This window comes from Streptomyces sp. NPDC028305 (assembly GCF_055569495.1).
In genome coordinates, this window is record NZ_JBVHTN010000003.1 from 15,860 (window position 1) to 39,068 (window position 23,209).

General features: G+C 69.0%; 18 protein-coding genes. 14 read left to right on the top strand and 4 right to left on the bottom strand.

Annotation, left to right across the window (positions count from 1 at the left end; all coding sequences use genetic code 11):
* The first annotated feature begins 127 nt into the window (after window positions 1-127).
* The 5 genes from ACZ4WQ_RS11460 to ACZ4WQ_RS11480 are packed head-to-tail and all read left to right on the top strand — an operon-like array spanning window position 128 to window position 4,275.
* Window positions 128-907, top strand: a complete 780-nt coding sequence (locus tag ACZ4WQ_RS11460) for a carbohydrate ABC transporter permease (RefSeq protein WP_311721572.1) — start codon at window positions 128-130, stop codon at window positions 905-907.
* A gap of 34 nt (window positions 908-941) precedes the next feature.
* Complete coding sequence (locus ACZ4WQ_RS11465; protein ID WP_311721571.1) at window positions 942-2,030, top strand: mandelate racemase/muconate lactonizing enzyme family protein; 1,089 nt, start codon at window positions 942-944, stop codon at window positions 2,028-2,030.
* Between the two features lie 25 nt (window positions 2,031-2,055).
* Complete coding sequence (locus ACZ4WQ_RS11470; RefSeq protein ID WP_311721570.1) at window positions 2,056-2,388, top strand: L-rhamnose mutarotase; 333 nt, start codon at window positions 2,056-2,058, stop codon at window positions 2,386-2,388.
* Window positions 2,369-3,283, top strand: a complete 915-nt coding sequence (locus tag ACZ4WQ_RS11475; RefSeq protein WP_398372684.1) for an amidohydrolase family protein — start codon at window positions 2,369-2,371, stop codon at window positions 3,281-3,283. Before ACZ4WQ_RS11470 ends, ACZ4WQ_RS11475 begins: the two co-directional genes overlap by 20 nt.
* Window positions 3,280-4,275 (top strand): aldo/keto reductase, encoded by a 996-nt coding sequence (locus ACZ4WQ_RS11480; protein WP_398372682.1) that lies wholly within the window; start codon window positions 3,280-3,282, stop codon window positions 4,273-4,275. Before ACZ4WQ_RS11475 ends, ACZ4WQ_RS11480 begins: the two co-directional genes overlap by 4 nt.
* 75 nt (window positions 4,276-4,350) lie before the next feature.
* On the opposite strand, the gene ACZ4WQ_RS11485 is transcribed toward ACZ4WQ_RS11480, so the two are convergent.
* The 3 genes from ACZ4WQ_RS11485 to ACZ4WQ_RS11495 form a co-directional block, all read right to left on the bottom strand.
* Complete coding sequence (locus tag ACZ4WQ_RS11485; protein WP_398372680.1) at window positions 4,351-4,764, bottom strand: hypothetical protein; 414 nt, start codon at window positions 4,762-4,764, stop codon at window positions 4,351-4,353.
* Between the two features lie 113 nt (window positions 4,765-4,877).
* Window positions 4,878-5,045, bottom strand: coding sequence for a hypothetical protein (locus ACZ4WQ_RS11490; RefSeq protein WP_398372678.1), 168 nt, complete (start codon window positions 5,043-5,045; stop codon window positions 4,878-4,880).
* A 49-nt stretch (window positions 5,046-5,094) separates the two neighbouring features.
* Complete coding sequence (locus tag ACZ4WQ_RS11495; protein ID WP_398372676.1) at window positions 5,095-7,335, bottom strand: MMPL family transporter; 2,241 nt, start codon at window positions 7,333-7,335, stop codon at window positions 5,095-5,097.
* Window positions 7,336-7,597: 262 nt separating this feature from the next.
* Between ACZ4WQ_RS11495 and ACZ4WQ_RS11500 the strand changes: the two genes are divergently transcribed.
* The 3 genes from ACZ4WQ_RS11500 to ACZ4WQ_RS11510 all read left to right on the top strand — a co-directional run bounded on the left by ACZ4WQ_RS11500 (window position 7,598) and on the right by ACZ4WQ_RS11510 (window position 11,516).
* Window positions 7,598-8,359: a TetR/AcrR family transcriptional regulator gene (locus ACZ4WQ_RS11500; RefSeq protein WP_398372674.1), complete on the top strand. Its 762-nt coding sequence runs from the start codon at window positions 7,598-7,600 to the stop codon at window positions 8,357-8,359.
* Window positions 8,360-8,438: 79 nt separating this feature from the next.
* On the top strand, window positions 8,439-8,909 hold the full coding sequence (locus tag ACZ4WQ_RS11505) for a hypothetical protein (protein ID WP_398372672.1): 471 nt from the start codon (window positions 8,439-8,441) through the stop codon (window positions 8,907-8,909).
* 321 nt (window positions 8,910-9,230) lie between these two features.
* A complete protein-coding gene (locus tag ACZ4WQ_RS11510) occupies window positions 9,231-11,516 on the top strand; it encodes a protein kinase domain-containing protein (RefSeq protein ID WP_398372670.1) in 2,286 nt (761 codons plus the stop codon).
* Window positions 11,517-11,636: 120 nt separating this feature from the next.
* Here the strand turns inward: ACZ4WQ_RS11510 and ACZ4WQ_RS11515 are convergent, their stop codons facing one another.
* Window positions 11,637-14,660 carry a 3-keto-alpha-glucoside-1,2-lyase-like domain-containing protein gene (locus ACZ4WQ_RS11515; protein ID WP_398372668.1) on the bottom strand — a complete coding sequence of 1,008 codons (3,024 nt, stop codon included), beginning with the start codon at window positions 14,658-14,660 and terminating at the stop codon, window positions 11,637-11,639.
* A 254-nt stretch (window positions 14,661-14,914) separates the two neighbouring features.
* Between ACZ4WQ_RS11515 and ACZ4WQ_RS11520 the strand changes: the two genes are divergently transcribed.
* From ACZ4WQ_RS11520 to ACZ4WQ_RS11545, 6 genes are all read left to right on the top strand, one after another.
* Window positions 14,915-15,913: a LacI family DNA-binding transcriptional regulator gene (locus ACZ4WQ_RS11520; protein WP_311721560.1), complete on the top strand. Its 999-nt coding sequence runs from the start codon at window positions 14,915-14,917 to the stop codon at window positions 15,911-15,913.
* A gap of 167 nt (window positions 15,914-16,080) precedes the next feature.
* Complete coding sequence (locus tag ACZ4WQ_RS11525) at window positions 16,081-17,421, top strand: ABC transporter substrate-binding protein (RefSeq protein ID WP_398372665.1); 1,341 nt, start codon at window positions 16,081-16,083, stop codon at window positions 17,419-17,421.
* Window positions 17,422-17,426: 5 nt separating this feature from the next.
* Window positions 17,427-18,383, top strand: a complete 957-nt coding sequence (locus tag ACZ4WQ_RS11530; protein WP_398372663.1) for a carbohydrate ABC transporter permease — start codon at window positions 17,427-17,429, stop codon at window positions 18,381-18,383.
* Window positions 18,380-19,255, top strand: coding sequence for a carbohydrate ABC transporter permease (locus ACZ4WQ_RS11535; protein ID WP_358843446.1), 876 nt, complete (start codon window positions 18,380-18,382; stop codon window positions 19,253-19,255). Before ACZ4WQ_RS11530 ends, ACZ4WQ_RS11535 begins: the two co-directional genes overlap by 4 nt.
* Window positions 19,256-19,311: 56 nt before the next feature.
* A complete protein-coding gene (locus tag ACZ4WQ_RS11540) occupies window positions 19,312-20,910 on the top strand; it encodes a glycoside hydrolase family 13 protein (protein ID WP_398372660.1) in 1,599 nt (532 codons plus the stop codon).
* A gap of 59 nt (window positions 20,911-20,969) precedes the next feature.
* Window positions 20,970-23,150 carry a discoidin domain-containing protein gene (locus ACZ4WQ_RS11545; RefSeq protein ID WP_398372658.1) on the top strand — a complete coding sequence of 727 codons (2,181 nt, stop codon included), beginning with the start codon at window positions 20,970-20,972 and terminating at the stop codon, window positions 23,148-23,150.
* Window positions 23,151-23,209: the final 59 nt, after the last annotated feature.

The following is a 23,209-nucleotide window of genomic DNA, read 5'->3' on the forward strand; positions in this document are numbered from 1 at the left end:
CGACATGGCGGCAGGCGCACGCCGGCACCGAGCACACCGAGAACACCGAGAACACCGACAACACCGACGGCTCCGGCGACGCGGCCCGCTGTGGTACCTCGGATACCTGCTGCTGCTCGTCTGGACGTTGATCACCATCGTCCCGTTCCTGTCGATGCTGTTGCTGTCACTGCATCCGACGGCCGACATCTACGCCCATCCGCTGGGCCTCAGCGGTCGCTGGATGCTGTCGAACTACTCCACCGCCTGGCGCGGCACAGTCGGCGGGGCACCGCTGCCGACGTACATCGGCAACAGCCTGCTGATCACGCTGTGCAGCCTCGCCATCGGCGTGACCTGCGGCAGCCTGGCCGGCTACGGCATGGCCCGCGCGACCCGCGCACTGTCGGGCGTGGTCAGCCGCATCATGGTGCTCGCGCTGAGCATCCCGCTGATCGTCGCGCTGATCCCGACGTTCGAACTCCTCGGCAGGTACCGCCTGCTCAACAGCGTGCTCGGCATCTCGCTGGTGTACGCGGCGTTCATGACGCCGACCATCGCCCTGATCATGCGGTCGGTGTTCGCCGCCGTGCCGCGCGAGTTGCTCGAGGCGGCCAAGATCGACGGGTGCGGGGAGTTCGCCGCGCTGCTGCGCGTCGTCCTGCCGATCAGCAAGGGCGGCTTCATCTCGGTCTCGATGCTCGGGCTGATCTTCGTCTGGAGCGAGGTGCAGTTCGGCGTGGTCCTGCTGACCCGCCCGCAGAACCGCACGCTCTCAGTCGGGCTGCTGTCCTTTCAGGGACAGTTCGTCAGCGATCAGGGAGCCTTCTTCGCAGGCCTCACCATCGCGACGTTCCCCATCGTCATCCTCTTCCTCATCTTCCAGCGCTACGTCACGAACGGCATCACGCTGGGCGCCCTCAAGTGAGCCGTACCGTGCCCCGATCCAGGAAGCACACCACATGACCCGAATCGAACGCATCGACGTCCAGCTGGTGGATCTCGAGCCGGCGGCCGTACGCGTCGACGCGATGCAGTCCTTCGTCAAGCAGGAGACGGTCCTCGTCACAGTCCACACGTCCGACGGGCTGTCCGGCATCGGGTACTCCTACACCATCGGGACCGGCGGGCGGGCAGTCCTGTCGCTCATCCGGGACCACTTGATCCCGGCGCTGCTGGGGCGGGACGCCCGGCCCATCGAGGCGCTGTGGCGGCACATGCTCGACCAGACCCGGGCGACGACCGTCGGGGCGATCACCTCGCTGGCGTTCGCCGCTATCGACACCGCGCTGTGGGACCTGCGCGGTCGCCGTACCGGCGAGTCGCTGTGGCGGATGGCGGGCGGCGCCCACGAGCGGCTGCCCGTCTACGACACCGAGGGCGGCTGGCTGCATCTGCCGATCGAGGAAGTCGTGGAAGGCGCGCAGCGGTCGGCCGCGGCCGGGCTGCGCGGCGTGAAGATCAAGGTGGGCAAGGAGTCGCCGGCCGAGGACGCCGAGCGGCTCGCGGCCGTCCGCGCGGCCGTGGGCCCGGAGCTGGAGGTGATGGTCGACGCGAACCAGGCCTTCACGGCCGCCGAGGCGATCCGCCGCGCTCGCACGTACGAGCCGCTCGACATCGCCTGGTTCGAGGAGCCTCTGCCGGCCGACGACCTGGCCGGGCACCGCCGGCTGTCCGCCTCCACCAGCGTGCCGGTGGCCGTCGGCGAGTCGCTGTACTCCGTCCAGCGGTTCGGCGCCTACCTGGCCGCGGGCGCGGCCGGGATCGTCCAGGTCGACGTCGCCCGCGTCGGCGGGATCACCCCCTGGCTGAAGGTCGCGCACGCCGCCGAGGCCCTCAACGTCGCGGTGAGCCCACACTTCCTCATGGAGCTGCACGTCAGCCTTGCCGCGGCCGTGCCGAACGGGATCTTCGTGGAGCACATACCGCAACTCCAGGCGATCACGCACAGCACGCTCGCCATCGAGGACGGCTGCGTGGCCCCTCCCGACGTACCCGGCATCGGAATCGACTGGAACCCCGACGCCCTGGACGACCACCGGGTCGCCTGAACGACGTAAGGAGCAAGGAGCCTTGATGAAACGGGTGGCCACCGTCATCCGGCTGCGGCCGGAGAAGGAGCGGGAGTACCGGGAGCTGCACGCGGCCGTGTGGCCGGACGTGCTGGCCGCGCTGCACCGCGCCCGGATCGGCAATTACTCGATCTTCCTCCGGGACGGCCTGTTGTTCAGCTACTACGAGTACACCGGGGACGATCTGCACACCGATCTGGCGCGGCTCGCCGAAGACGAGACGACGCAGCGGTGGTGGCAGCTGACCGATCCCTGCCAGGAGCCGGTCACCTCGGCGGCCGACGGCGAGTGGTGGGCGCCGATGGAGGAGGTGTTCCATGACGACGGACCACGCTGAAGCCGCCGAAGGCGTGGCGGGACCGCCACGTGTCGACGCGCACCACCACGTGTGGGACCTGTCGGTCCGGGACCAGCCATGGACGCGGGACCTGCCCGTACTGCGCCGCGACTTCACCATGACCGACCTGGCACCGCAGCTCGACGCGCACGGCATCGACGCGACCGTGGTCGTCGAGACGGTGGACTCGGCGGACGAGACCGTGGAGCTGCTGCGGCTGTACGCGCACGACACCCGCGTTGCCGGTGTCGTCGGCTGGGCCGAACTCACCGCCCCCGACCTCGCCGCCACCCTGGACCGGCTGCGCGCGGCCGAGGGCGGCACCGGCCTGGTCGGCCTGCGGCATCAGGTTCAGCTCGAACCGCCCGGCGCGGCGGAGGGAGACTGGCTGCTGCGCCCGGACGTCGCCGCGGGCCTCGACGTCCTGGGCGACCGCGGGCTGGTCTTCGACCTGATCGTCACCGCCGCACAGCTCCCCTCGGCGATCGAGGCGGTACGGCGCCACGCCGGCACGTCCTTCGTCCTCGACCACGCGGGCAAGCCGCCCATCGCGGCGGGCGCGATCGAGCCGTGGGCGACGCACATCGCCGAGCTGGCGGCCCTGCCCAACGTCGCGGTGAAGTTCTCCGGCCTGCTCACCGAGGCCGGCGACGGGCAGCGCGACGCCGAGCACCTGCTCCCGTACGCCCGGCCGCTGCTGGAGGAGTTCGGCGCTCGGCGGCTGATGTTCGGCTCGGACTGGCCGGTGTGCACCCTGGCCGCCGACTACGGGCACACCCTGTCGATCACGGCGGCGCTGCTGGAGACGCTCGACGACGCGGACCGGGCCGCCGTGTACGGGGGCACCGCCAACCGCTGGTACGGGCTCGCTCTTGGCAGCGGGGCCGCCGCGTGAACCGCCGGCGGATCGGACGGACCGGCGTCCACGTGACCGAGCTCGGCTTCGGCAGCGCGCCGATCGGGAACCTGTACGCCGCCGTCGACGACGAGCAGGCCCAGGCGACCGTCGACGCGGCCTGGCAGGCCGGCGTCCGGTACTTCGACACGGCGCCGCACTACGGGCTCGGCCTGGCCGAGCGGCGGCTCGGCCAGGCGCTGGCGTCCAGGCCCCGCGCCGAGTACGTGATCTCGACGAAGGTCGGGCGGCTCCTCGTCCCCAACGACGATCCGCGTGGCACGGATCTCGACTCGGGGTTCGCCGTGCCGGACACGCTGCGGCGGCGGCTCGACTACTCCCCCGCCGGGGTCAGGCGCAGCCTCGAAGACAGCCTGACCCGGCTGGGCGTCGACCACGTCGACATCGTCCTCGTCCACGACCCCGACCTGAATGTCCCGCAGGTGATCGCCGAGACGGTGCCGGAGCTGCTGCGGATGCGCGACGAGGGCCTGGTCTCGGCGGTCGGCGTCGGCATGAACTACTGGCAGCCGCTCGCGGAGATCGTGGACCGCTGCGACGTGGACGCCGTGATGCTCGCCGGACGCTGGACCCTGCTCGACCGTTCCGGCGAGCCGCTGCTGCGCCGCTGCGCCGAGCGCGGCGTGTCGGTGCTCGCGGCGGCGCCGTTCAACTCCGGCATTCTCGCGCGGACCGAGCCGGGCGAGGACGACACCTTCGACTACGCGCCGGTGACCGAGCCGGTGCTGCGCCGCGCCCGCGAGCTCGCCGCGCTCTGCCGGGCCGCGGACGTCGAGTTGGCCCACGCCGCGCTCCGCTTCCCGCTGTGGCGGCCGGAGGTGGCGTCGGTGGTCGCCGGCCTGGCCTCCCCCGACCAGGTGCGCCTCGCTGCGCGGCGGGTCGACGAGCCCATCCCTGATGCGCTGTGGCCGCGGATACGGCCCGCGGCACCGCTGCCCGAGGGTGCGTTCAGCCGGCCGCCGTCGCCGTGAGCGCGGCGCGCACCACGTCGGCACGTGGGTACCTGGTGTCCAGGCCAAGGCGCACAGGTCGGGACCGGAACAGGCTCATCGCGCCGGCTCCCAGCGCTCACCCGTCGGGAGGTCCACCACTCGCAGGCCAGGGCCGGCCAAAGCCACCGCGTCCGTGGCGGTTCCCGTGGGCCGGAACAGCGCGGAGAGCGGATCGCGCCCGTGGGCGTCGTGGACCGGGATCAACGTGGTCGCTCCGAGCACGGACGCCCCCGCGACCGCGTGGGCGGGGCCCATCACCAGCCGCGGCCCGAACAGCGGCCGCAGACCGTTGACCGGCAGCAGGGCCAGATCGACCCGCGGATGCTCCGCCCGATACCGTTCCAGCGACGCTGCCTCGGCGATTTCTCCTCCGAAGAACAGGTGGGAACCGGCCGTGCTGAAAGCGTAGGCAGACGACGACAGCGGCGAGCGGCGGCAGATCGGCGATTTGCAGGCCGAGGGGCTCACCGAAACGCAGGAACCATCGTTCGGTGAACCACGGATCCGTGATGGCCGGTCTCGGACTGCGCGAGCTGAAAACCCTGATGTCCACGCCGGATCCCATGGATCACCAGGACCTCTTACGCCGCCACGTCACCGAGCTGGAACAGCGCATCGAGCGGGCACGCGCGGCCAAGGACCTGATCGAGCACGCCCTCGACTGCCCGTACAGCTTCGCGGACTGCGAGCACGCTCGCGAGCAGATCGCGGCGCGCGTCCCGCCGCCGCCGGCCGGGGCCACGCGCCATGGTGTGGAGGCACCAGGGTGCGGGACGTCGCCCCGGACGGCGCGCCTGGTCAGACCCTGGTCGAGTTCTCCATGTGTGTCGGAGCCACGGTCACAGGTCCGGGTGTGGACGTCGGCTTGGGGCCGCTTTCGCTGAGGCCGTACCGCATGTGGATTCTGCGCAGGAAGCCGGGCGCGTACCAGGCCGTCTTCCCGAGCAGACGCATCGCGGCGGGGACGAGGACCCCGCGTACGGCGATGGCGTCGAGGAGGACGGCCAGTCCGCTGCCGAGACCGAACATCTGCATGAAGCTGATCTTGGCGGTGCCGAAGGCGAAGAAGCTCACCGCGAGCAGGAAGGCGGCCGCGCTGACGATGCGCCCGGTGTGGCCCAGTCCGTTGACCACGGCGGTCTCGTTGTCGGCCCCGTGGTCGTGGAGTTCCTTGATCCTGCTGGTGACGAACACCTCGTAGTCCATCGAGAGGCCGAAGGCGATGCAGAACATCAGCACGGTCATCGTCATCTCCATCGGCTGCGCGGTGAAGCCGAGCGGTGAGGAGAGGTTGCCGTCCTGGAAGATCCAGGTCATGACGCCGAGGGTGGCTGCCAGGCTGATCAGGTTGAGGGCCAGTGCGCGCAGCGGCTGCACGATGCTGCCGGTGAACAGGAAGAGCAGCAGGAAGGTGGTGAGGACGATCAGGGTCACGGCCAGGGGGAGCTTGTCGGCGATGGATTCCTTGGCGTCGACGAGTACCGCGTCATTCCCCCCGACCAGGGGGTGGGTCCCAGGGGGCGGGGTGACCGAGCGCACCTGCTTGACCAGGCTCTCGGCCGCTTCCGACTTCGGTGTCAGGCTGCTCACCACACTGATCCGCTGTGCGTCGGGCCGACCGAGGGCGGAGTTGGCCGGGCCGGTCGCCGCGGGCTGTCCCTTGGTGTAGGTTCCCGTGCTGGTCTCGACACGCTCGACGCCCTCGAGCGCGGACAGTTGGCCTGCGTACGACGCCAACGGGGCCTTGTCCACCGACTGGCCGATGACGATATGGAGGGCCGAGTCCTCACTGCCGCCGAAGTTCTTCCACAGTGTCTCCGAGACCTGGCGGCTCTCGGCGTCCTTGGGCAGCACGCGTTCGTCCGGTGTGCCGAAGGTGATGTTCAGCAGCGGGCTCGCCGCGAACAGCAGCACGGCGAGGACGGGCAGTGCTGTGAGCGCGGGCCGCCGCATGACGGTACGCGCCAGCCGTCCCCACAGGGGTTCCCGGGCGTCGGAGCGCTGCGACTTCGCCCACGGCAGCCGCCCGCTGTTGACCCGGTGCCCCAGAACCTTCAGCAGGGCAGGCATCACGAACAGGGTGCTCAGCGCGGCGATGGCGACGACACCGACTCCGGTGAAGCCCATCGAGCGCAGGAAGTAGTGCGGGAACACCAGGAGCGACGCCAGGGCTGCCGCGACTGTCGCGGCGGAGAAGGCGACGGTGCGGCCCGCGGTGTGCACCGTGCGCCGGACGGCGTCGTCCACGCTCGCCCCGGCCGCGAGCTGCTCCCGGAAACGGCTGACCATCAGGAGGGCGTAGTCGATGCCCAGTCCGAGGCCCAGTGCGGTGGTGAGGTTGGTCGCGGTGTCGGCGACATCGGTGACGCTGCCGAACAGGAAGAGCTGGGCGAACGAGCCCATGATGGCGAAGATCGCGATGGCAAGCGGCAGCAGGGCCGCGACCACACTGCCGAAGACGATCATGAGCAGTACGAGGGTCAGCGGTATGGCGATCGCTTCGGCGAGGATCAGATCCTCGACCACCTGGTTCGACAGGTCGGCACCTACGGCGGCGCCTCCTCCGGCCTGGACGGTGAGGGTGTTCTTGTAGGTGCCGCTGTAGGTGTCGAGGATCTCCTTCGCGTTTTCCCGCTGCTCCGTGGTGTCGCCTCTCACATGGGCGAGCACCATGGCTTCGCGGCCGTCCTTGGAGCGCAGGTCGGGGCTGTTCGTCTCCCAGTACGAGACGACGTTGCTGAGCCGCTTGTCCTTCCCGAGGTCGGCCAGCAGGTCTTGGCCGCTTTTTCGGGAGATGGAGGTGTCGATGCGGCCGTCGGACGAGCGGACCAGCAGGACGAGGTTGGTCTCGCCGCCGAACTTCTCGTCGATGACCTCCGCTGCTCGGGTGGACGGGGAGGCGGGGTCGTCGAAGCCGCCCCCCTTCAGCTTGTCGAAGGCGCCCGCACCTACCGCGCTCATGAGAGCTAAGGCCAGGACGGCGAAAATAAGCACCAGCCGGGACCGGCGAATCGCCAGTTCGGCTATACGTTCGAACACGGATGATCTCCTTCAATGCCTTATGCGATAGGCGAGGGGCGTCGGCCGGGCAGGAGTCGGCTCAATGCACCGCAGAGTCCCTGCCACCCCGTCAGCCCACCCCGTCAGGGGGCGTGCGGTGCCGCGCTCTTCGTCGCCGAGATCGACGCTAGTAAGACAGCCGGTGTTTGAGCAGTAGGAGATTTACCTGACACCTGTGAGAAAATTTGACCCGCTATGGCTCTCTGATGCCCCGTCGGATCAGCCGTCGTAGGATCGCCGCATGTCCGCAGACGCGCATACGACGGCCGTGCCAACCCTGCGCCAGCGACGCCGAGCGGTCGCCACCCAGGAGATCGTGGAGGCCGCCGAGAGTTACATCGCCGAGCACGGGCCGCACGCCCTTTCCCTGAGAGGGGTCGCCCGCAACCTCGGCATGACAGTCCAGGGGCTCTACCACTACTTTCCGAACCGGGACGCCCTCGTCACAGTTCTCGTCACCAAGGCGTACGAGGACCTGGCCGATGCTGTGTCGGCAGCTGCCGACACAGCGGCGGACGAGTCGGCTGCGCTGCGGTTCCTGGCCGCCGCCGAGGGCTATCGCCGGTGGGCCATCACCCACGTCGAGCGATTCCAGCTGCTGTACGGAGCGCCGTTGCGTCATTACGCGGCGCCCCACGATGGCCCGACCACTCAGGCGATGCACCGGATGTGCGCGGTATTCCAGCGCGAGATGTTCGACGGTTTCACCACGGCGCAATTGGCCGCAGCCGACACCCGGGGGCTGTCGTCGGCACTCCAGGAGCATCTGGAACCCCTGTTTCCGCACGGCCCGGAAACCCTGCCGCCTCCTGCGAGCGCTCTCCTCCTCGGCGCATGGGGCCACCTGCACGGCCTGGTCGTCCTGGAGGTGTTCGGGCACACCTCCTTCATCGGCGAACATCAGGCCGAGATTTTTCACATGGCGATGCGGGACCTGCTCGAGGACATTCATCGCCGGATCCCGTACGGCACCGAGGGCGATTCCGAGACGGTGCTTGGATAGCGTGGTCGGTTCCCTCGAAGACGGCGGCCGCGGACACAGTCGATACCTCGAGGCGTCGACGGGAAGCAGGGACTCACAAGTGGCACAGGTTTGGCTGCGCAGCGGAATGGACCCGGACGCCCCGGAAGCGGTCGTAGTCGCCGTGGTGGTAGATCCGGAGGGGACACCGGAGGAACGCGCTGTCGGTGAACTCCTCTCGTGCGCGTACGAGGGCGACGGCAGTTTCATGCTGGTCCGGACAGACGGCTGGGCCGAGCGGCGCTTGCAAGGGGAAGTCCTGACCGTTGACATCGTGGTCTACCCGGCTGTACTCAAAATGCTGGAGATCGACGCAGCCGGCTTCCCTGAACGCTCGCTTGTCGAACCAGACGCGGTCCGGCTTCTGCGGGTGAGTACTCGTGTCGCCGGACGCCAGTATGAACAGGCACTCGATCCGACGGCTGTACTGACGGCCCCGGCCGAGGCGACGCCCCAGCAGATTGTGGCCGGCCTCCACTCCGGGGAGGAATGGCCGCTGATCCTGGCCCCGCCGCCTCCGGCGATGGCCTGAGCCTGCTTCGCGAAAGCGGCGACGGGCGCAGCTTGCCCAGTTCGTCCGCGACCGCCGCCTGATGGAGGAAGCCGAAGGGTGCCTGTCCGTCCCCGGCCCCTACTTCCCAGGACAAGGTGTTCGCCCGGCGCGCCGCCGCAGCGAAGCGGCTCGGGAAGTGACTGGGGTACCGCAAGGAGCACTGGGCCGGTGACCCCGTGAGCTCCTGCGCGAGAGCGGACGGGCGATGTCTGCTGTCGCCCGGGTCCTGTGTCATCGGGGGCACGGTCTACGATCATCGCTGCCGAGTGAAAACCGCATACCGCCGGGGGACGTGGGGCTGTGGACGACCGGGATCTGATACTCGCTGACCGCTACCGCCTGGTGCGTCCGCTGGGGCACGGCGGGATGGGGGAGGTGTGGGAGGCGCAGGACGCCAGTCTCCGGCGGCCGGTCGCGGTCAAGGTGATCTCGGTCCTTGCGGGTGGCGGCAGTCGGGCCGACGAGGCGCGCGCCCGGTTTCTGCGGGAGGCACGGATCACCGCCGCGCTTCAGCATCCCCATATCGTGACCGTCCACGACCTCGGTGAGGCGACCACCGGCCAGGGCACGACGCCGTTCCTCGTGATGGAACTGCTCCGGGGCGAGGGCCTGGACGCCGTTGTCCGGCGCGGACCACTCGGCGAGGAGGAGGTGGCGCGGTGGGGGGCGCAGGCGTGCGACGCGCTGGGTGAGGCGCATGCCGCCGGCATCCTCCACCGCGACATCAAGCCCGCGAATCTGTTCGTCGCGGCCTCGGGTGGCCTGAAGGTGCTCGACTTCGGGATCGCCCGCGCCGCCGACGCCTCGGCTACCGGTGACCGGCTGACCCACACCGGGTTCATGGTGGGCACGGCCGCGTACATGGCACCGGAGCAGGCACGCGGGCGCCCCGAGCAGCGCAGCGACCTGTACTCCCTCGGGTGTGTGCTGTTCGAACTGCTCACCGGGCGGATGCCGTTCGACGCCCCGGACACCCTCGGCTATATCACGGCGCACCTTCACGATCCGCCGCCCGTGCCGAGCAGCCTCGTGCCCGGCGTCTCGGCTCCATGGGACCGTCTGGTCGGTCGGCTGCTGGCCAAGGACCCGCGCGAGCGATACGAATCGGCCGCCGCGCTCGCCGACGAGCTGCGGCGCCTCGGTGGTGTGCGGCAGGCCGTACCCGCGGTTCGCTACACCCCCACGGTCGCCGTCCGGGAGGAGCACGGGGCGGGCTCACCGCCCGCGGCTGCCTCCGTGTCCGACGATCTCGCGGCGGCAGCTACGGTTCAGGCGCCCACCGGGCCGTCCGGTGGGACAGGCATGAGCCGGCGCAGCCTGCTCCTGGGGGGCGCGGGTGTCGCCGCGGTCACGGTCGCCGGAGGGGCGGCGGTGATGTACCTGACCGGCGACCCCGAGCGGGACCCGGTCGCCTGGTCGCAGAAGATCGCAGACGTCGACCTGATCAACTCCGACGGGCCGGACGTCGTCCTGTCCGACGGCCGGTGTCATGTGGCCGCCGGTCACTACTACAAGGAGACCGCCGCGCTCCACACCTTCGACCTTGCCACCGGTAAGCGTCTGTGGAAAACGTCCCTCAACGCGGCCTGGTCCCGGGAAACACGCTTCACGGTCGTCGGCGGCACGCTGCTCGCCCTGACCCGGGACTCCGATAACAAGGGCGGACAGGTGCACGCCTTCGACGCTGCCACCGGGGATCGCCGGTGGCAGCATTCGGTCTCCAACAGCGGCATGAGGCTGGATGTGCACCGGCCCAGCGGCCTGCTGATCACCGGTGAGGACGGTTACGTGATCGGAATCGATCCGCGCACCGGCAGCCAGCGATGGGCGACCAACGTGTCCTCCCCCTACGACGCCACATGGATCCTGGCCGGCGACCTGATCCTCTGCCGCGGCGGAATCGCGGTACTCGGCAAGACGGGCAAGCGGCTGTGGACCCGCTCCAACTTCCAGCCGCAGGGCGACCTGGCGCAGCCCCTGGGTGAGGGCCTGCTCTGTTACGAGGACGGCAGGACCGCCCCCGTCGACCTCGTCTGCCGCAAGGCGGACACAGGTGAGGTGATGTGGCGGAGCCCGTTCCAGACGACCAAACCGGATACCTTCAGCACCGGGGCCTTCCAGCCGCTCGATGAATTGGTGTCGGACACCACGGTGTTCCTTCCGCTGGCCGCGGGGTCCCGCCGGAAACCGACCGCACTGAACGGACTCACCGGCGAGCAGATCTGGACCTACGGCAGTACGTACCAAGAGGTCGGCCTGAAGGAACAGGGGACGACCAGCGTGGCGGGCGGGTTCGTCCTCCCCACGGCATCGGGACCGGTGTGCCTGGCCGCCGACGACGGCACAAAACGGTGGCACGCCGATACTCAGAGAGTGCGGACCACCGGCGAATACGCCCTGCTCTCCGGGACAGGGCAGGAACGAGTGTTCCAGCGCTGGACCAGCGTGCGAATCGTGGGAGTGGAACACGGCCGCACGCTCTGGACAGGCCAGTTCGACAGCACGGTCATGAGCGAGCCTGCCGCGAGCGGCGACTCGGTCGTGTTCCTCGACGACAGCGGCACACTGTGGGCGCTGCGCGTGTGACCTCTCGGGCCTGACGGGAGAGAACGCAGAGAATCATGAGCCCAGTTGTCCCGGGTCCGACGAATCCGTGCGTTCTCACGCACGGTGTTCACCGGCCCGGGACAGTTCTTTTCGTGGCTGTCAGTCCAGCGGTTCGATCCAGAGGTTCCTGAAGCGGACCTTGTTGCCGTGGTCCTGGAGCCGGATTGCGCCCGTCGCCGCCGATTCGGCGTCGCCGCCGCCGGTCGGGCCGTCTACTGCCACGTTGTCGTGGACCTTCCTGCCGTTCCACACCACGGTGATCCTGGCGTCATCGGTCTTCCGGCCCTCGGTGTCGAAACGGGCCGCGCGGAAATCGATGTCGTACGTCTGCCAGGTTTCCGGTGCGGTGGCGGCGTTCAGGTCGGCGGCCTTTTTGTTGTAGATGGACGCGGCGTCGTTCGGGGCGAGTTTCTCCACTCCGAAGGAGTCCAGGATCTGGATCTCGTACCGCTCCTGGAGGTAGATGCCGCTGTTCCCGCGGTCCTGCCCGGTGACATCGTCCGGCAGCTTCGGCACCCGGAATTCGGCGTGCAGCCTGAAGTCACCGAAAGCCTGTTTGGTGCGGATGTCGCCGCAGCACACCTCGATGGAGTCCTCGGCGGAGTGCGGCCATTCGACGCTGCGTCCGTCGGTGTGCTGCCAGGCGGTGGAGACGCTCCCGCCGGAGAACAGGTCGATCCGGCTGCCGGGTCTGCGCACCTCGATCATGTCGAGGTTGACGTGGCCCGTGTCCTCGGATCGATAGGTATAGGCGATGGTGTTACGACCCTTGCGCAGGGAGAGCCGCTCGGTCTTGGTGGACCAGCGGTTCCAGGCGCCGGTGAAGGGGAGGCTGGTCTGTTGCGCCTGCCCGCCGTTGACGGTGATGCCCAAGGTCTTGGTGCCGGTGAAGGGGTGGGGGCCGTTGGCGTAGCGCAGTCCCACGTCGTAGCTGCCCTTCGCGGGTGCGTCGACCTCGAAGGTGGCCATGGCGCCCGGGGTGCCGAAGCCGTCGACGAAGCCGCCGCCGGTGTAGCCGGCGTGCTCGGTGTCGATGCCGGCTCCGCCCGCCAGGCGTGCCGATTCCGCGTCGTACGAGGTGACGGGCTGCTCGGGGCCGGGGCGTGCGTTCAGCGTGTACCAGGCCTCGGTGGACCAGAGTTGGTCACCGGTGTCCGAGGCGAAGGGGCGCGGTGAGCGTACGTGCACCACCCGGTCGGTCTTGAGGCCGGGGATGGTGAGCCGGACCGTGCGACGGTCGGCGGACAGTCGGGCGGCTGCGACGGGAAGAGTCTCTTCGTCGACCTTGGGGCCGCCGTACGCCGGGGTGGGGACGTAGCGCCACTGCTCGACGGAGTAGGCGCCGTTCGTCAGCTTGGCGGCGGTCTCGGCCGACAGGGGCTTGGTATAGGTGAGTTCGAAGCCGTCGCGGGTGGCGCGCATGGTCTTGATGTCGAAGGCGGTCGTGCCGTTCGGGGTGAGTTTTTGCAGGCCGAAGCGGAGTTTGCCTTCTTGGCCCCAGTTTCCGTCGGCGCCGAGACCGCCGGCGTAGATCGCACCGTCCGGTCCGGTGCTGATCCGGGTGATGCCGGCCTCCAGGCCCTGGGTGTGCCGGAACACCGCGCCCTGGTATTCGCCGTCTATCTTCTCCAGGTCGGCGCGCTGGATTCCGCCGTAGGTGACGTCGCCGAAGAGCATCTGCCCGGCGAAGGGTCCCTTCTTCAACAGCATCGGGGTGCTGGGCGAGTTGGCGATCTCGTTCTGCGGCAGCCAGAGCACGGGCTTGGTGACCTGGCGGTCGTCGAACGGGCCGTCCGGGTTGGTGTAGTGGTTGAAGAAGCGGTCCTGCTTGACGTGGAGCAGCTTGGAGGCGGGCAGCCAGCCGCCCTGATTGTCGGTGACGAAGAGATCGCCCTCGGGGCCCCGTCCGATCCCGTTCGGGGTACGGAGGCCGCCGGCCAGGTAACTCACCTTTCCGGTCTTCTTGTTCACCTTGATGGTGGCGCCGCGGTTCGCGGCGGGCTGTGGATCGGTGGTCGCGCCGCCGTAGTTGATGGCCACCGAGAGGTTCAGATAGAAGTTCCCCTTCTCGTAGAGCAGTCCGAAGGCGAACTCGTGGAAGTTCCCTCCGTACGGCCATTCCGCGACCTTGCGGATCTCGTCCGCGGTGTTGTCGCCCTCGATGTCGGACAATTCGGTGAGCTGGTGCTTCTCCGAGACGTAGAGCTTTCCGTCGACGTACTTGATCCCCATCGGCTCCTTCAGCCCGCCGGCGATCTTCTTGTACGTGACCTTCTCCGGGCCGGTGTCACCCGTGACATGGTCGAGGACGTACACCTCTCCCTCCGTCTTGGTACTGCCGCCCCACGTCGTCACGGCGAGCTTGCCGCCCGGCAGCCAGTCCATCGCGGAGACCTGCGGCTCGAAGCCCTCGGGACGCAGATCGGTGAGGGTGTAGCCGGGGTTGACCGAGGTCAGCGGGAGGCCGTCGCCGGGGGTGTCATAGTTGCCCTCGCACTCCTTGCGGCCGGGGGCGGTGACACGGACGACGCCGGCGTCGGTGCTGAGCACGGAGTTCGGGACGAGGGTGAAGTCGTCGGCGCCCGGCGGCTTCCACTGGAGGGTGACCTGCTGCTCGCCACCGCGGTCGAAGTGGTCGATGCGCAGGGCGTGGTAGCCGGGCGTAAGGGCGACTTCGCCGTCCTTGGGCTCGGCACCGTGCAGTCCGTCGTGGTTGATGACCCTTCTGTCGCCGATGAGCAGTCGGGAACCGTCGTCGCTGATCAGGCGGAACGTGTACGTGCCGTCGGTGGGGATGTTGATGTTGCCGATGATCTGCGACACGAAGTTGTCGGTGAAACCGAAGCCCTCGGTGGAGGACCAGTCGACGTTGGGGATCAGCTTGTCGACGTTGGGGGTCTGGGCCGGCTTGAGGTCGCAGAGCTTGCTCAGCGGGGACTGGATATCGAAGACGCGGAGGGTGACGCCGGGTTCCTGGGGCGGCAGGTCCCCGAAGGGCTTTTCGTCCGCTTCGGCGGCCGGTGTCGCGAGACCGCCGGCGAAAAGGGCCGCGAGGAGCAGGCCGGTGATTCTTCGTGGTCTACGGCGATGGCTACGGAGGCTCGGGTACTTGCGTGGCGTCACTCTTCCTCCTGCTGGGCGCTAGGCGGAGCGGCCGACGGCGGACCGCGGCCATGGAGTGGAGCTCGTCCACGTACGGGTGGTGCAGCGGCATTCCGCCGTGATGCACGCAGACGTCCGTACGAAAGCGACGCCCAGCGTACGAACAACATCTCGAACCGTCCATACTTTGTCCCGAACAAGTCGAAAGTCCCTGTGAGGCAGTCCATGGAGCATTTACGCAAGCGACTTGCATAACTTGCGATACTCTTGCGTGTATGACGCGACGACTTGCTGAAGTGGCGAAAAAGGTGGGGGTCAGCGAGGCCACGGTCAGCCGGGTGCTCAACGGCAAGCCCGGAGTGTCCGAAGCCACCCGGCAGTCCGTGCTGGCCGCCCTGGACGTCCTCGGCTACGAGCGGCCCACGCAGCTGCGCGGCGACCGCGCCCGCCTGGTCGGACTGGTCCTGCCCGAGCTGCAGAACCCCATTTTCCCGGCGTTCGCCGAGGTCATCGGCGGGGCCCTGGCCCAGATGGGCCTGACTCCGGTGCTGTGCACCCAGACCAAGGGCGGGGTCTCCGAGGCCGACTACGTGACGCTGCTGCTGCAACAGCAGGTCTCCGGCGTAGTGTTCGCCGGCGGCCTGTACGCGCAGGCCGACGCGGAGCACGGCCACTACCGGCTGCTCGCCGACCGCAACATTCCGGTGGTGCTGGTCAACGCGGCCATCGAGCAGCTCGGCTTCCCGGGCGTCTCCTGCGACGACGCCGTGGCGGTGGAGCAGGCCTGGCGCCATCTGACCTCCCTCGGCCACAAGCGGATCGGGCTCGTGCTCGGGCCCGGCGACCACATGCCGTCGGCCCGCAAGCTGGCCGCCGCCCGAGCCGTCGCCGATGATCTGCCGGACGAGTTCGTCGCCCGGGCCATCTTCTCGATCGAGGGCGGCCAGGCCGCGGCCTCCCGGCTGATCGACCGGGGGGTCACGGGCATCGTCTGCGCCAGCGACCCGCTGGCTCTCGGGGCCATCAGGGCCGCGCGCCGCAAGGGGCTCGGCGTGCCGTCGCAGATATCCGTCATCGGCTACGACGACTCCGCGCTCATGAGCTGCACCGAGCCGCCGCTCACGACCGTGCGCCAGCCCATCGAGGCCATGGGCAGGGCGGCGGTGGAGCTGTTGAACGCGCAGATCAGCGGATTGGCCGTACAGGCCGAGGAGTTGCTGTTCGAGCCCGAACTGGTGGTGCGCGCCTCCACCGCGCAAGCCCCGCGCGGGTGAACTCGACCCGGACTCGAACGCCTGTAAGACCTGTCGATTGTTTTCAGTTTCTGCGCGACATCTTGCAGCATGATGTCGACGGTGCTTGAGTGTGCGGCGCACCCACGGCTGTGTGCGCTCCGCCCACCGGCGTGGGGCTTCCCTGCTCCTGTCCAGAGGGGTCCACCATGAGAAGCACCGGGTTCCGTCGTCGCCTCATCGTGCTGAGTGTCTGCTCCCTTGCCCTCACCGCATGCGGCTCGGACAACGACGCGGCGAGCGGAAAGACGCGTATCACCGTCAACTGCATGCCGCCCAAGAGCGCCAAGGTCGACCACGAGTTGTTCGCTGAGGACGTCGCCTCCTTCGAAAAGCAGAACCCGGACATCGATGTTGTCGCGCATGACGCGTTCCCCTGCCAGGACCCGAAGACGTTCGACGCCAAGCTCGCCGGCGGCCAGATGGAGAACGTCTTCTACACCTACTTCACCGACGCCAAGCACGTCGTCGACATCGGTCAGGCCGCCGACCTCACCCCGTACCTCAAGGAGCTGAAGAGCTACGACACCATCCGGAAGGAACTGCGCGACATCTACACGGTCGACGGCAAGGTCTACGGCATCCCGCGCACCGGCTACTCGATGGGCCTGATCTACAACCGCAAGCTCTTCGAGAAGGCCGGCCTCGACCCCGACAAGCCGCCGACGACCTGGCAGGAGGTCCGCGCCGACGCCAAGAAGATCGCGGAGCTGGGCGGCGGAACCGTCGGCTACGCGGACTACAGCGCGCAGAACCAGGGCGGCTGGCACTTCACGGCGGAGCTGTACTCCCAGGGCGGCGACGTCGTCAGCCCCGACGGCAAGAAGGCGACCATCGACACCCCCGAGGGGCGCGCCGTCCTCCAGAACCTGCACGATATGCGCTGGGTGGACGACTCCATGGGCAGCAAGCAGCTCCTCATCCTCAACGACGTCCAGCAGCTGATGGGCTCCGGCAAGCTCGGTATGTACCTCGCCGCGCCCGACAACATCCCGATCCTGGTCAAGGAGAAGGGCGGCAACTACAAGGACCTCGCCATCGCCCCCATGCCCGGTGGCAAGGGCACGCTCATCGGCGGCGACGGCTACATGTTCCACAAGGGGGACTCCCCCGCCCAGATCCGAGCGGGTCTGAAGTGGCTCGACCACATGTTCCTCACGCCGGGCAAGGGCTTCCTCGGCGACTACGCCCGCGCCAAGAAGCGCGACGCCCCCGTCGGCCTGCCCGAGCCGCGGCTGTTCACCGGCGCCGCCGACGCCAAGGACCAGCAGGTCAAGACGGCCAACGCCAATGTCCCCGTGGAGAACTACCGGGCCTTCCTCGACGGCAACCAGGACCTGCGGATGAAGATCGAGCCGCCGAAGGCCCAGCAGATCTACTCCGTCCTCGACGGAGCCGTCTCCGCGGTCCTGACCAAGAAGGACGCCGACATCGACGCGCTCCTCGAGGGCGCCTCCGGCAAGATCGACAGCATCCTGTCGCGGAGCTGACACCGATGACCAGGACCGTGGCCCGGCGCCCCGCCGACGCGATCGCCGTACGGCCCGTCAAGGCGCCGCCCCCGGTGGCGGGCCGGGGGCGGCGGCGCCTGCACGACCAGGCCCGCGCCTACGCCTTCCTCCTCGGCGGCCTGCTCTGCTTCGCTCTCTTCTCCTGGTATCCGGCGATCCGCGCGGTGGTCATCGCCTTCCAGAAGTACACACCGGGCTCCTCGCCCGAGTGGGTCGGCACCGCCAACTTCACCCGCGTCCTGCACGATCCCGAGTTCGGTGCCGCCTGGCGCAACACACTCACCTTCACCCTGCTCGCCCTGCTCATCGGCTTCGCGATCCCGTTCGTACTGGCGCTGGTGCTGAACGAACTCCGGCACGCGAAGGCGTTCTTCCGGGTCGTGGTCTATCTGCCGGTGATGATTCCGCCGGTGGTCACCGCCCTGCTGTGGAAGTGGTTCTACGACCCCGGCGCCGGCCTGGCCAACGAGGCGCTCCGCTTTCTGCACCTGCCCACCTCGAACTGGACCAACGGCGCCGACACCGCCCTGATATCCCTGGTCGCCGTCGCCACCTGGGCCAACATGGGCGGCACGGTCCTGATCTATCTGGCGGCGCTCCAGTCCATCCCCGGTGAGCTGTACGAGGCCGCCGAGCTGGACGGCGCGAATCTGTGGCAGCGCATCCGGCATGTGACCGTTCCGCAGACCCGGTTCGTCATCCTCATGCTGATGCTGTTGCAGATCATCGCGACGATGCAGGTGTTCACCGAGCCCTTCGTGATCACCGGCGGGGGCCCGGAGGACGCCACGGTCACCGTTCTGTACCTCATCTATAAGTACGCCTTCCTCTACAACGACTTCGGCGGCGCCTGTGCGCTGAGCGTCATGCTCCTGGTGCTGCTCGGGCTCTTCTCCGCCCTCTATCTGCGACTGACCCGATCCGGGGAGGTGGACGCATGAGCACCCGGACCCTCGTCTCCCCCGCGACCCTGGCCCGCCCCCGCGGCAAGGCCGTCTACTGGACCGTCTTCACCGGTGTCGTCGTGCTGTTCGCGCTCGCCTTCCTGTTCCCCGTGTACTGGATGGTGACCGGGGCCGCGAAGTCACCGGACGAGGTGGCCCGGACCCCGCCCACCCTCGTCCCGTCCCACTGGCGCGTCAGCGGCTACACCGACGCCTGGGAGCTCATGCAGCTGCCGACCCACCTGTGGAACACGGTGGTCCAGGCGGCCGGTGCCTGGCTGTTCCAGCTGGTGTTCTGCACGGCCGCCGCCTACGCCCTGTCCAAGCTGAAGCCCGCCTTCGGCAAGGTGATCCTCGGCGGCATCCTCGCCACCTTGATGGTCCCGGCCCAAGCACTGGTCGTACCGAAGTACCTGACGGTCGCCGACCTGCCGCTGCTCCACACCAGCCTGCTCAACGACCCGCTGGCCATCTGGCTTCCGGCGGTCGCCAACGCCTTCAACCTGTATCTCCTCAAGCGCTTCTTCGACCAGATCCCGCGCGATGTGCTGGAGGCCGCCGAGATCGACGGCGCCGGAAAGCTGCGCACCCTGTGGTCGGTCGTGCTGCCCATGTCGCGTCCCGTGCTCGGCGTGGTGTCCATCTTCGCTCTGGTCGCGGTGTGGCAGGACTTCCTGTGGCCGCTGATGGTCTTCTCCGACCCGGACAAGCAGCCGATCAGCGTGGCACTGGTGCAGCTGTCCCAGAACATCCAGCTGACCGTGCTCATCGCCGCGATGGTCATCGCCAGCATCCCGATGGTCGCGCTGTTCCTCGTCTTCCAACGGCACATCATCGCCGGGATCAGCGCGGGCAGCACAAAGGGCTGACCCCGCCCGCAGCGCGAAGGACCGGCTCCCACCCCCTCGAGAAGAAAGGCACCGCCGTGGCACAGCCCACCCCTGCCCGGACGGACCGCGACTGGTGGCGTTCCGCGGTCATCTATCAGGTGTACGTGCGCAGCTTTGCCGACGGCGACGGCGACGGCACCGGCGACCTCGCGGGCGTCCGCGCCAGGCTGCCGTACCTCGCCGAACTCGGCGTCGACGCACTGTGGTTCACGCCCTGGTATCTGTCGCCGCTGAAGGACGGCGGCTACGACGTCGCCGACTACCGCGCCATCGACCCGGCCTTCGGCACCCTGGCCGAGGCGGAGAAGCTCATCGCCGAGGCACGGGATCTGGGCATCCGCACGATCATCGACATCGTGCCCAATCACGTCTCCGACCAGCACCCCTGGTTCCGCGCCGCTCTCGCAGGCGGTCCCGAGCGCGAGCTGTTCCACTTCCGGCCGGGCCGCGGCGACCACGGTGAGCTGCCGCCCAACGACTGGCGATCACAGTTCGGCGGTCCGGCGTGGAGCCGGCTGCCCGACGGTGGCTGGTATCTGCATCTGTTCGCCCCCGAGCAGCCCGACCTCAACTGGAGCCATCCGGCCGTCCGCCGGGAACACGAGGACATCCTGCGCTTCTGGTTCGAGCGGGGCGTCGCGGGGGTCCGCGTCGACTCGGCCGCCCTGCTCGTGAAGGACCCCCGCCTGCCCGACTTCGTCGAGGGTCGTGACCGGCACCCTTACGTCGACCGCGACGAACTGCACGACATCTACCGTTCCTGGCGGACGGTGGCCGACGCATACGGCGGGATCTTCGTCGGCGAGGTGTGGCTGCCGGACACCGAACGCTTCACCCGCTATCTGCGCCCCGACGAGCTGCACACCGCCTTCAACTTCTCCTTTCTGGCCTGTCCCTGGGACGCCCGGCGCCTGCGGGCGTCGATCGACGAGACGCTGGCCCAGCACGCTCCGGTGGGCGCGCCCGCCACCTGGGTGCTGTGCAATCACGATGTGACCCGCACGGTCACCCGCTACGGCCGCGAGGACACCTCCTTCGACTTCGCCACCAAGGCCTTCGGCACCCCCGCCGACCTCGCTCTCGGCACCCGGCGGGCGCGGGCCGCCGCCCTGTTGTCGCTGGCCCTGCCCGGCGCCGTCTACGTCTACCAGGGCGAGGAGCTCGGCCTTCCCGAGGCGGACATCCCCCGCGACCGCGTCCAGGACCCGATGCACTTCCGCTCCGGCGGCACCGACCCGGGCCGGGACGGCTGCCGGGTGCCGCTGCCGTGGGCGGCCGAGGCGCCGTACGCCGGTTTCGGCTCCCGCGTGGAACCCTGGCTGCCGCAGCCCGCCGACTGGCCCGGTTACGCGGCCGACCGCCAGGCGCAGGACCCCGGCTCGATGCTCAGCCTCTACCGGGATGCCCTCCGTATCCGCCGCGCCACGTCCGGCTCCGGCGACACCCCGCTCACCTGGCTCCCCGCCCCCGATGACGTCCTCGCCTTCGCCGGCGCGGACGGGCTCATATGCGTGGTGAACCTCGCGGACACGCCCGCCCGGCTGCCCGACCACTCCCGCTCCCTGCTGGTCAGCGGACCACTGGACGACCGTGGCCGCCTGCCGCGGGACACCGCGGCCTGGCTGCTCGCCTGAGCCGCCACCGCACCGTGCTTCCTTCTCACCCCACACCCCCCACACGAAGGGATCAGCTCATGCGCAGCAATACCTTCGGATCGGTCAGGCGGATGCCGGCGATCGGCGCAACCGTGGCCCTGGCGGCCGGCATGCTGCTCGTCCTGCCCCCCACCGCCGCGCACGCCGCCGCGGGCGCCGCCCTCCCCTTCACCTCGGTCGAGGCCGAGTCGGCCACCACCACCGGCACCAAGATCGGCCCCGACTACACCCAGGGGACCCTCGCCTCCGAGGCATCCGGCCGCCAGGCCGTCCGTCTCGCCTCCGGCCAGCGCGTCGAATTCACCGCACCCCGCGCGGCCAACGCCGTGACCGTCTCCTACAGCGTGCCGGACGGCCAGTCCGGCACGCTCAACGTGTACGTCAACGGAACCAAGCTGGCGAAGACCCTGGCGGTCACCTCCAAGTACTCGTACGTGGACACCGGCTGGATCGCCGGGGCGAAGACCCACCACTTCTACGACAACGCCCGGCTTGTGCTCGGCCAGAGCGTCCAGGCCGGCGACAAGATCGCGTTCGAGGCGACCAACGTCCAGGCCACCGTCGACGTGGTCGACTTCGAGCAGGCGGAGCCGGCCGCCACGCAGCCCGCGGGATCGGTCTCCGTCACCTCGAAGGGCGCCGACCCGACCGGGCAGGGCGACTCCACGCAGGCGTTCCGCGACGCCATCGCCTCCGCCCAGGGCGGCGTGGTCTGGATCCCACCGGGCGACTACAAGCTGACCTCCTCCCTGAGCGGCGTCCAGAACGTCACCCTGCGGGGCGCCGGGCACTGGTACTCCACCGTGCACACCTCGCGCTTCATCGACCAGTCCAGCTCGTCCGGCAACGTCCACATCAAGGACTTCGCGGTCATCGGGGAGGTCACCGAGCGCGTCGACTCCAACCCCGACAACTTCGTCAACGGCTCACTCGGCCCGAACTCCAGCGTGTCGGGCATGTGGCTCCAGCACCTGAAGGTGGGCCTCTGGCTGATGGGCAACAACGACAATCTCGTCGTCGAACACAACCGCATCCTCGACACCACCGCCGACGGGCTCAACCTCAACGGCAGTGCCAAGGGCGTGCGCGTCCGCGACAACTTCCTGCGCAACCAGGGCGACGACGCGCTCGCCATGTGGTCGCTGAATGCGCCGGACACCGACAGCAGCTTCGAGAACAACACCATCTCGCAACCGAACCTCGCCAACGGCATCGCGATCTACGGCGGCACCGACATCGCTGTCAAGAACAACCTGATCTCCGACACCAACGCCCTCGGCAGCGGGATCGCCATCTCGAACCAGAAGTTCCTCGACCCCTTCCACTCTCTCTCCGGCACGATCACGGTCGACGGAAACACGCTGGTGCGCACCGGCGCCATGAACCCCAACTGGAACCACCCGATGGGGGCCCTTCGCGTCGACTCCTACGACAGCGCCATCAACGCCACCGTCAACATTACCAACACGACCATCACGAACAGCCCATACAGCGCGTTCGAGTTCGTCTCCGGCGGCGGCCACGGCTACGCGGTCAAGAACGTCAACGTGACCGGTGCGACCGTGAGGAACACCGGAACCGTCGTCGTCCAGGCCGAGGCGCAGGGCGCGGCGAAGCTCAGCGATGTCGCGGCCACCGGCGTCGGCGTGGCGGGCGTCTACAACTGCCCCTACCCGGCCGGTTCCGGCTCCTTCGCTCTCACCGACGGCGGCGGAAACTCCGGCTGGAGCGGCACCTGGTCGGACTGCTCCACCTGGCCGCAGCCGGGGCAGGGCAACCCCGACCCGGACCCCGCCCGCAACCTCCTCAAGGGCCGGCCGGCCACGGCGACGGGATCGCAGGACGTCTACACCCCCGGCAAGGCGGTGGACGGCGACGCGAACACCTACTGGGAGTCCGCCAACAACGCCTTCCCCCAGTCGTGGACGGTGGACCTCGGCTCCCGCCAGGCGGTGCGCCGGGTCGTGCTGAAGCTGCCGCCCTCCTCGGCGTGGCAGGCCCGCACCCAGACCCTGTCCGTGCTCGGCAGCACCGACGGCTCGTCGTACTCCACGGTGGTCGGCTCGCAGGGCTACCGCTTCGACCCGGCGCAGAGCAACGCCGTCACCCTCAGCCTGCCCCAGAACACCGACCTGCGCTATCTGAGGCTCCACGTCACCGCCAACACGGGCTGGCCGGCGGCCCAGTTCAGCGAGGTGGAGGCCTATCTGACGTCCTGACCGCCACGGCGGGGTGCGGCGGCCTTGCCGGCTGAGCGTGACCGCGTTCGCGGTGGGCC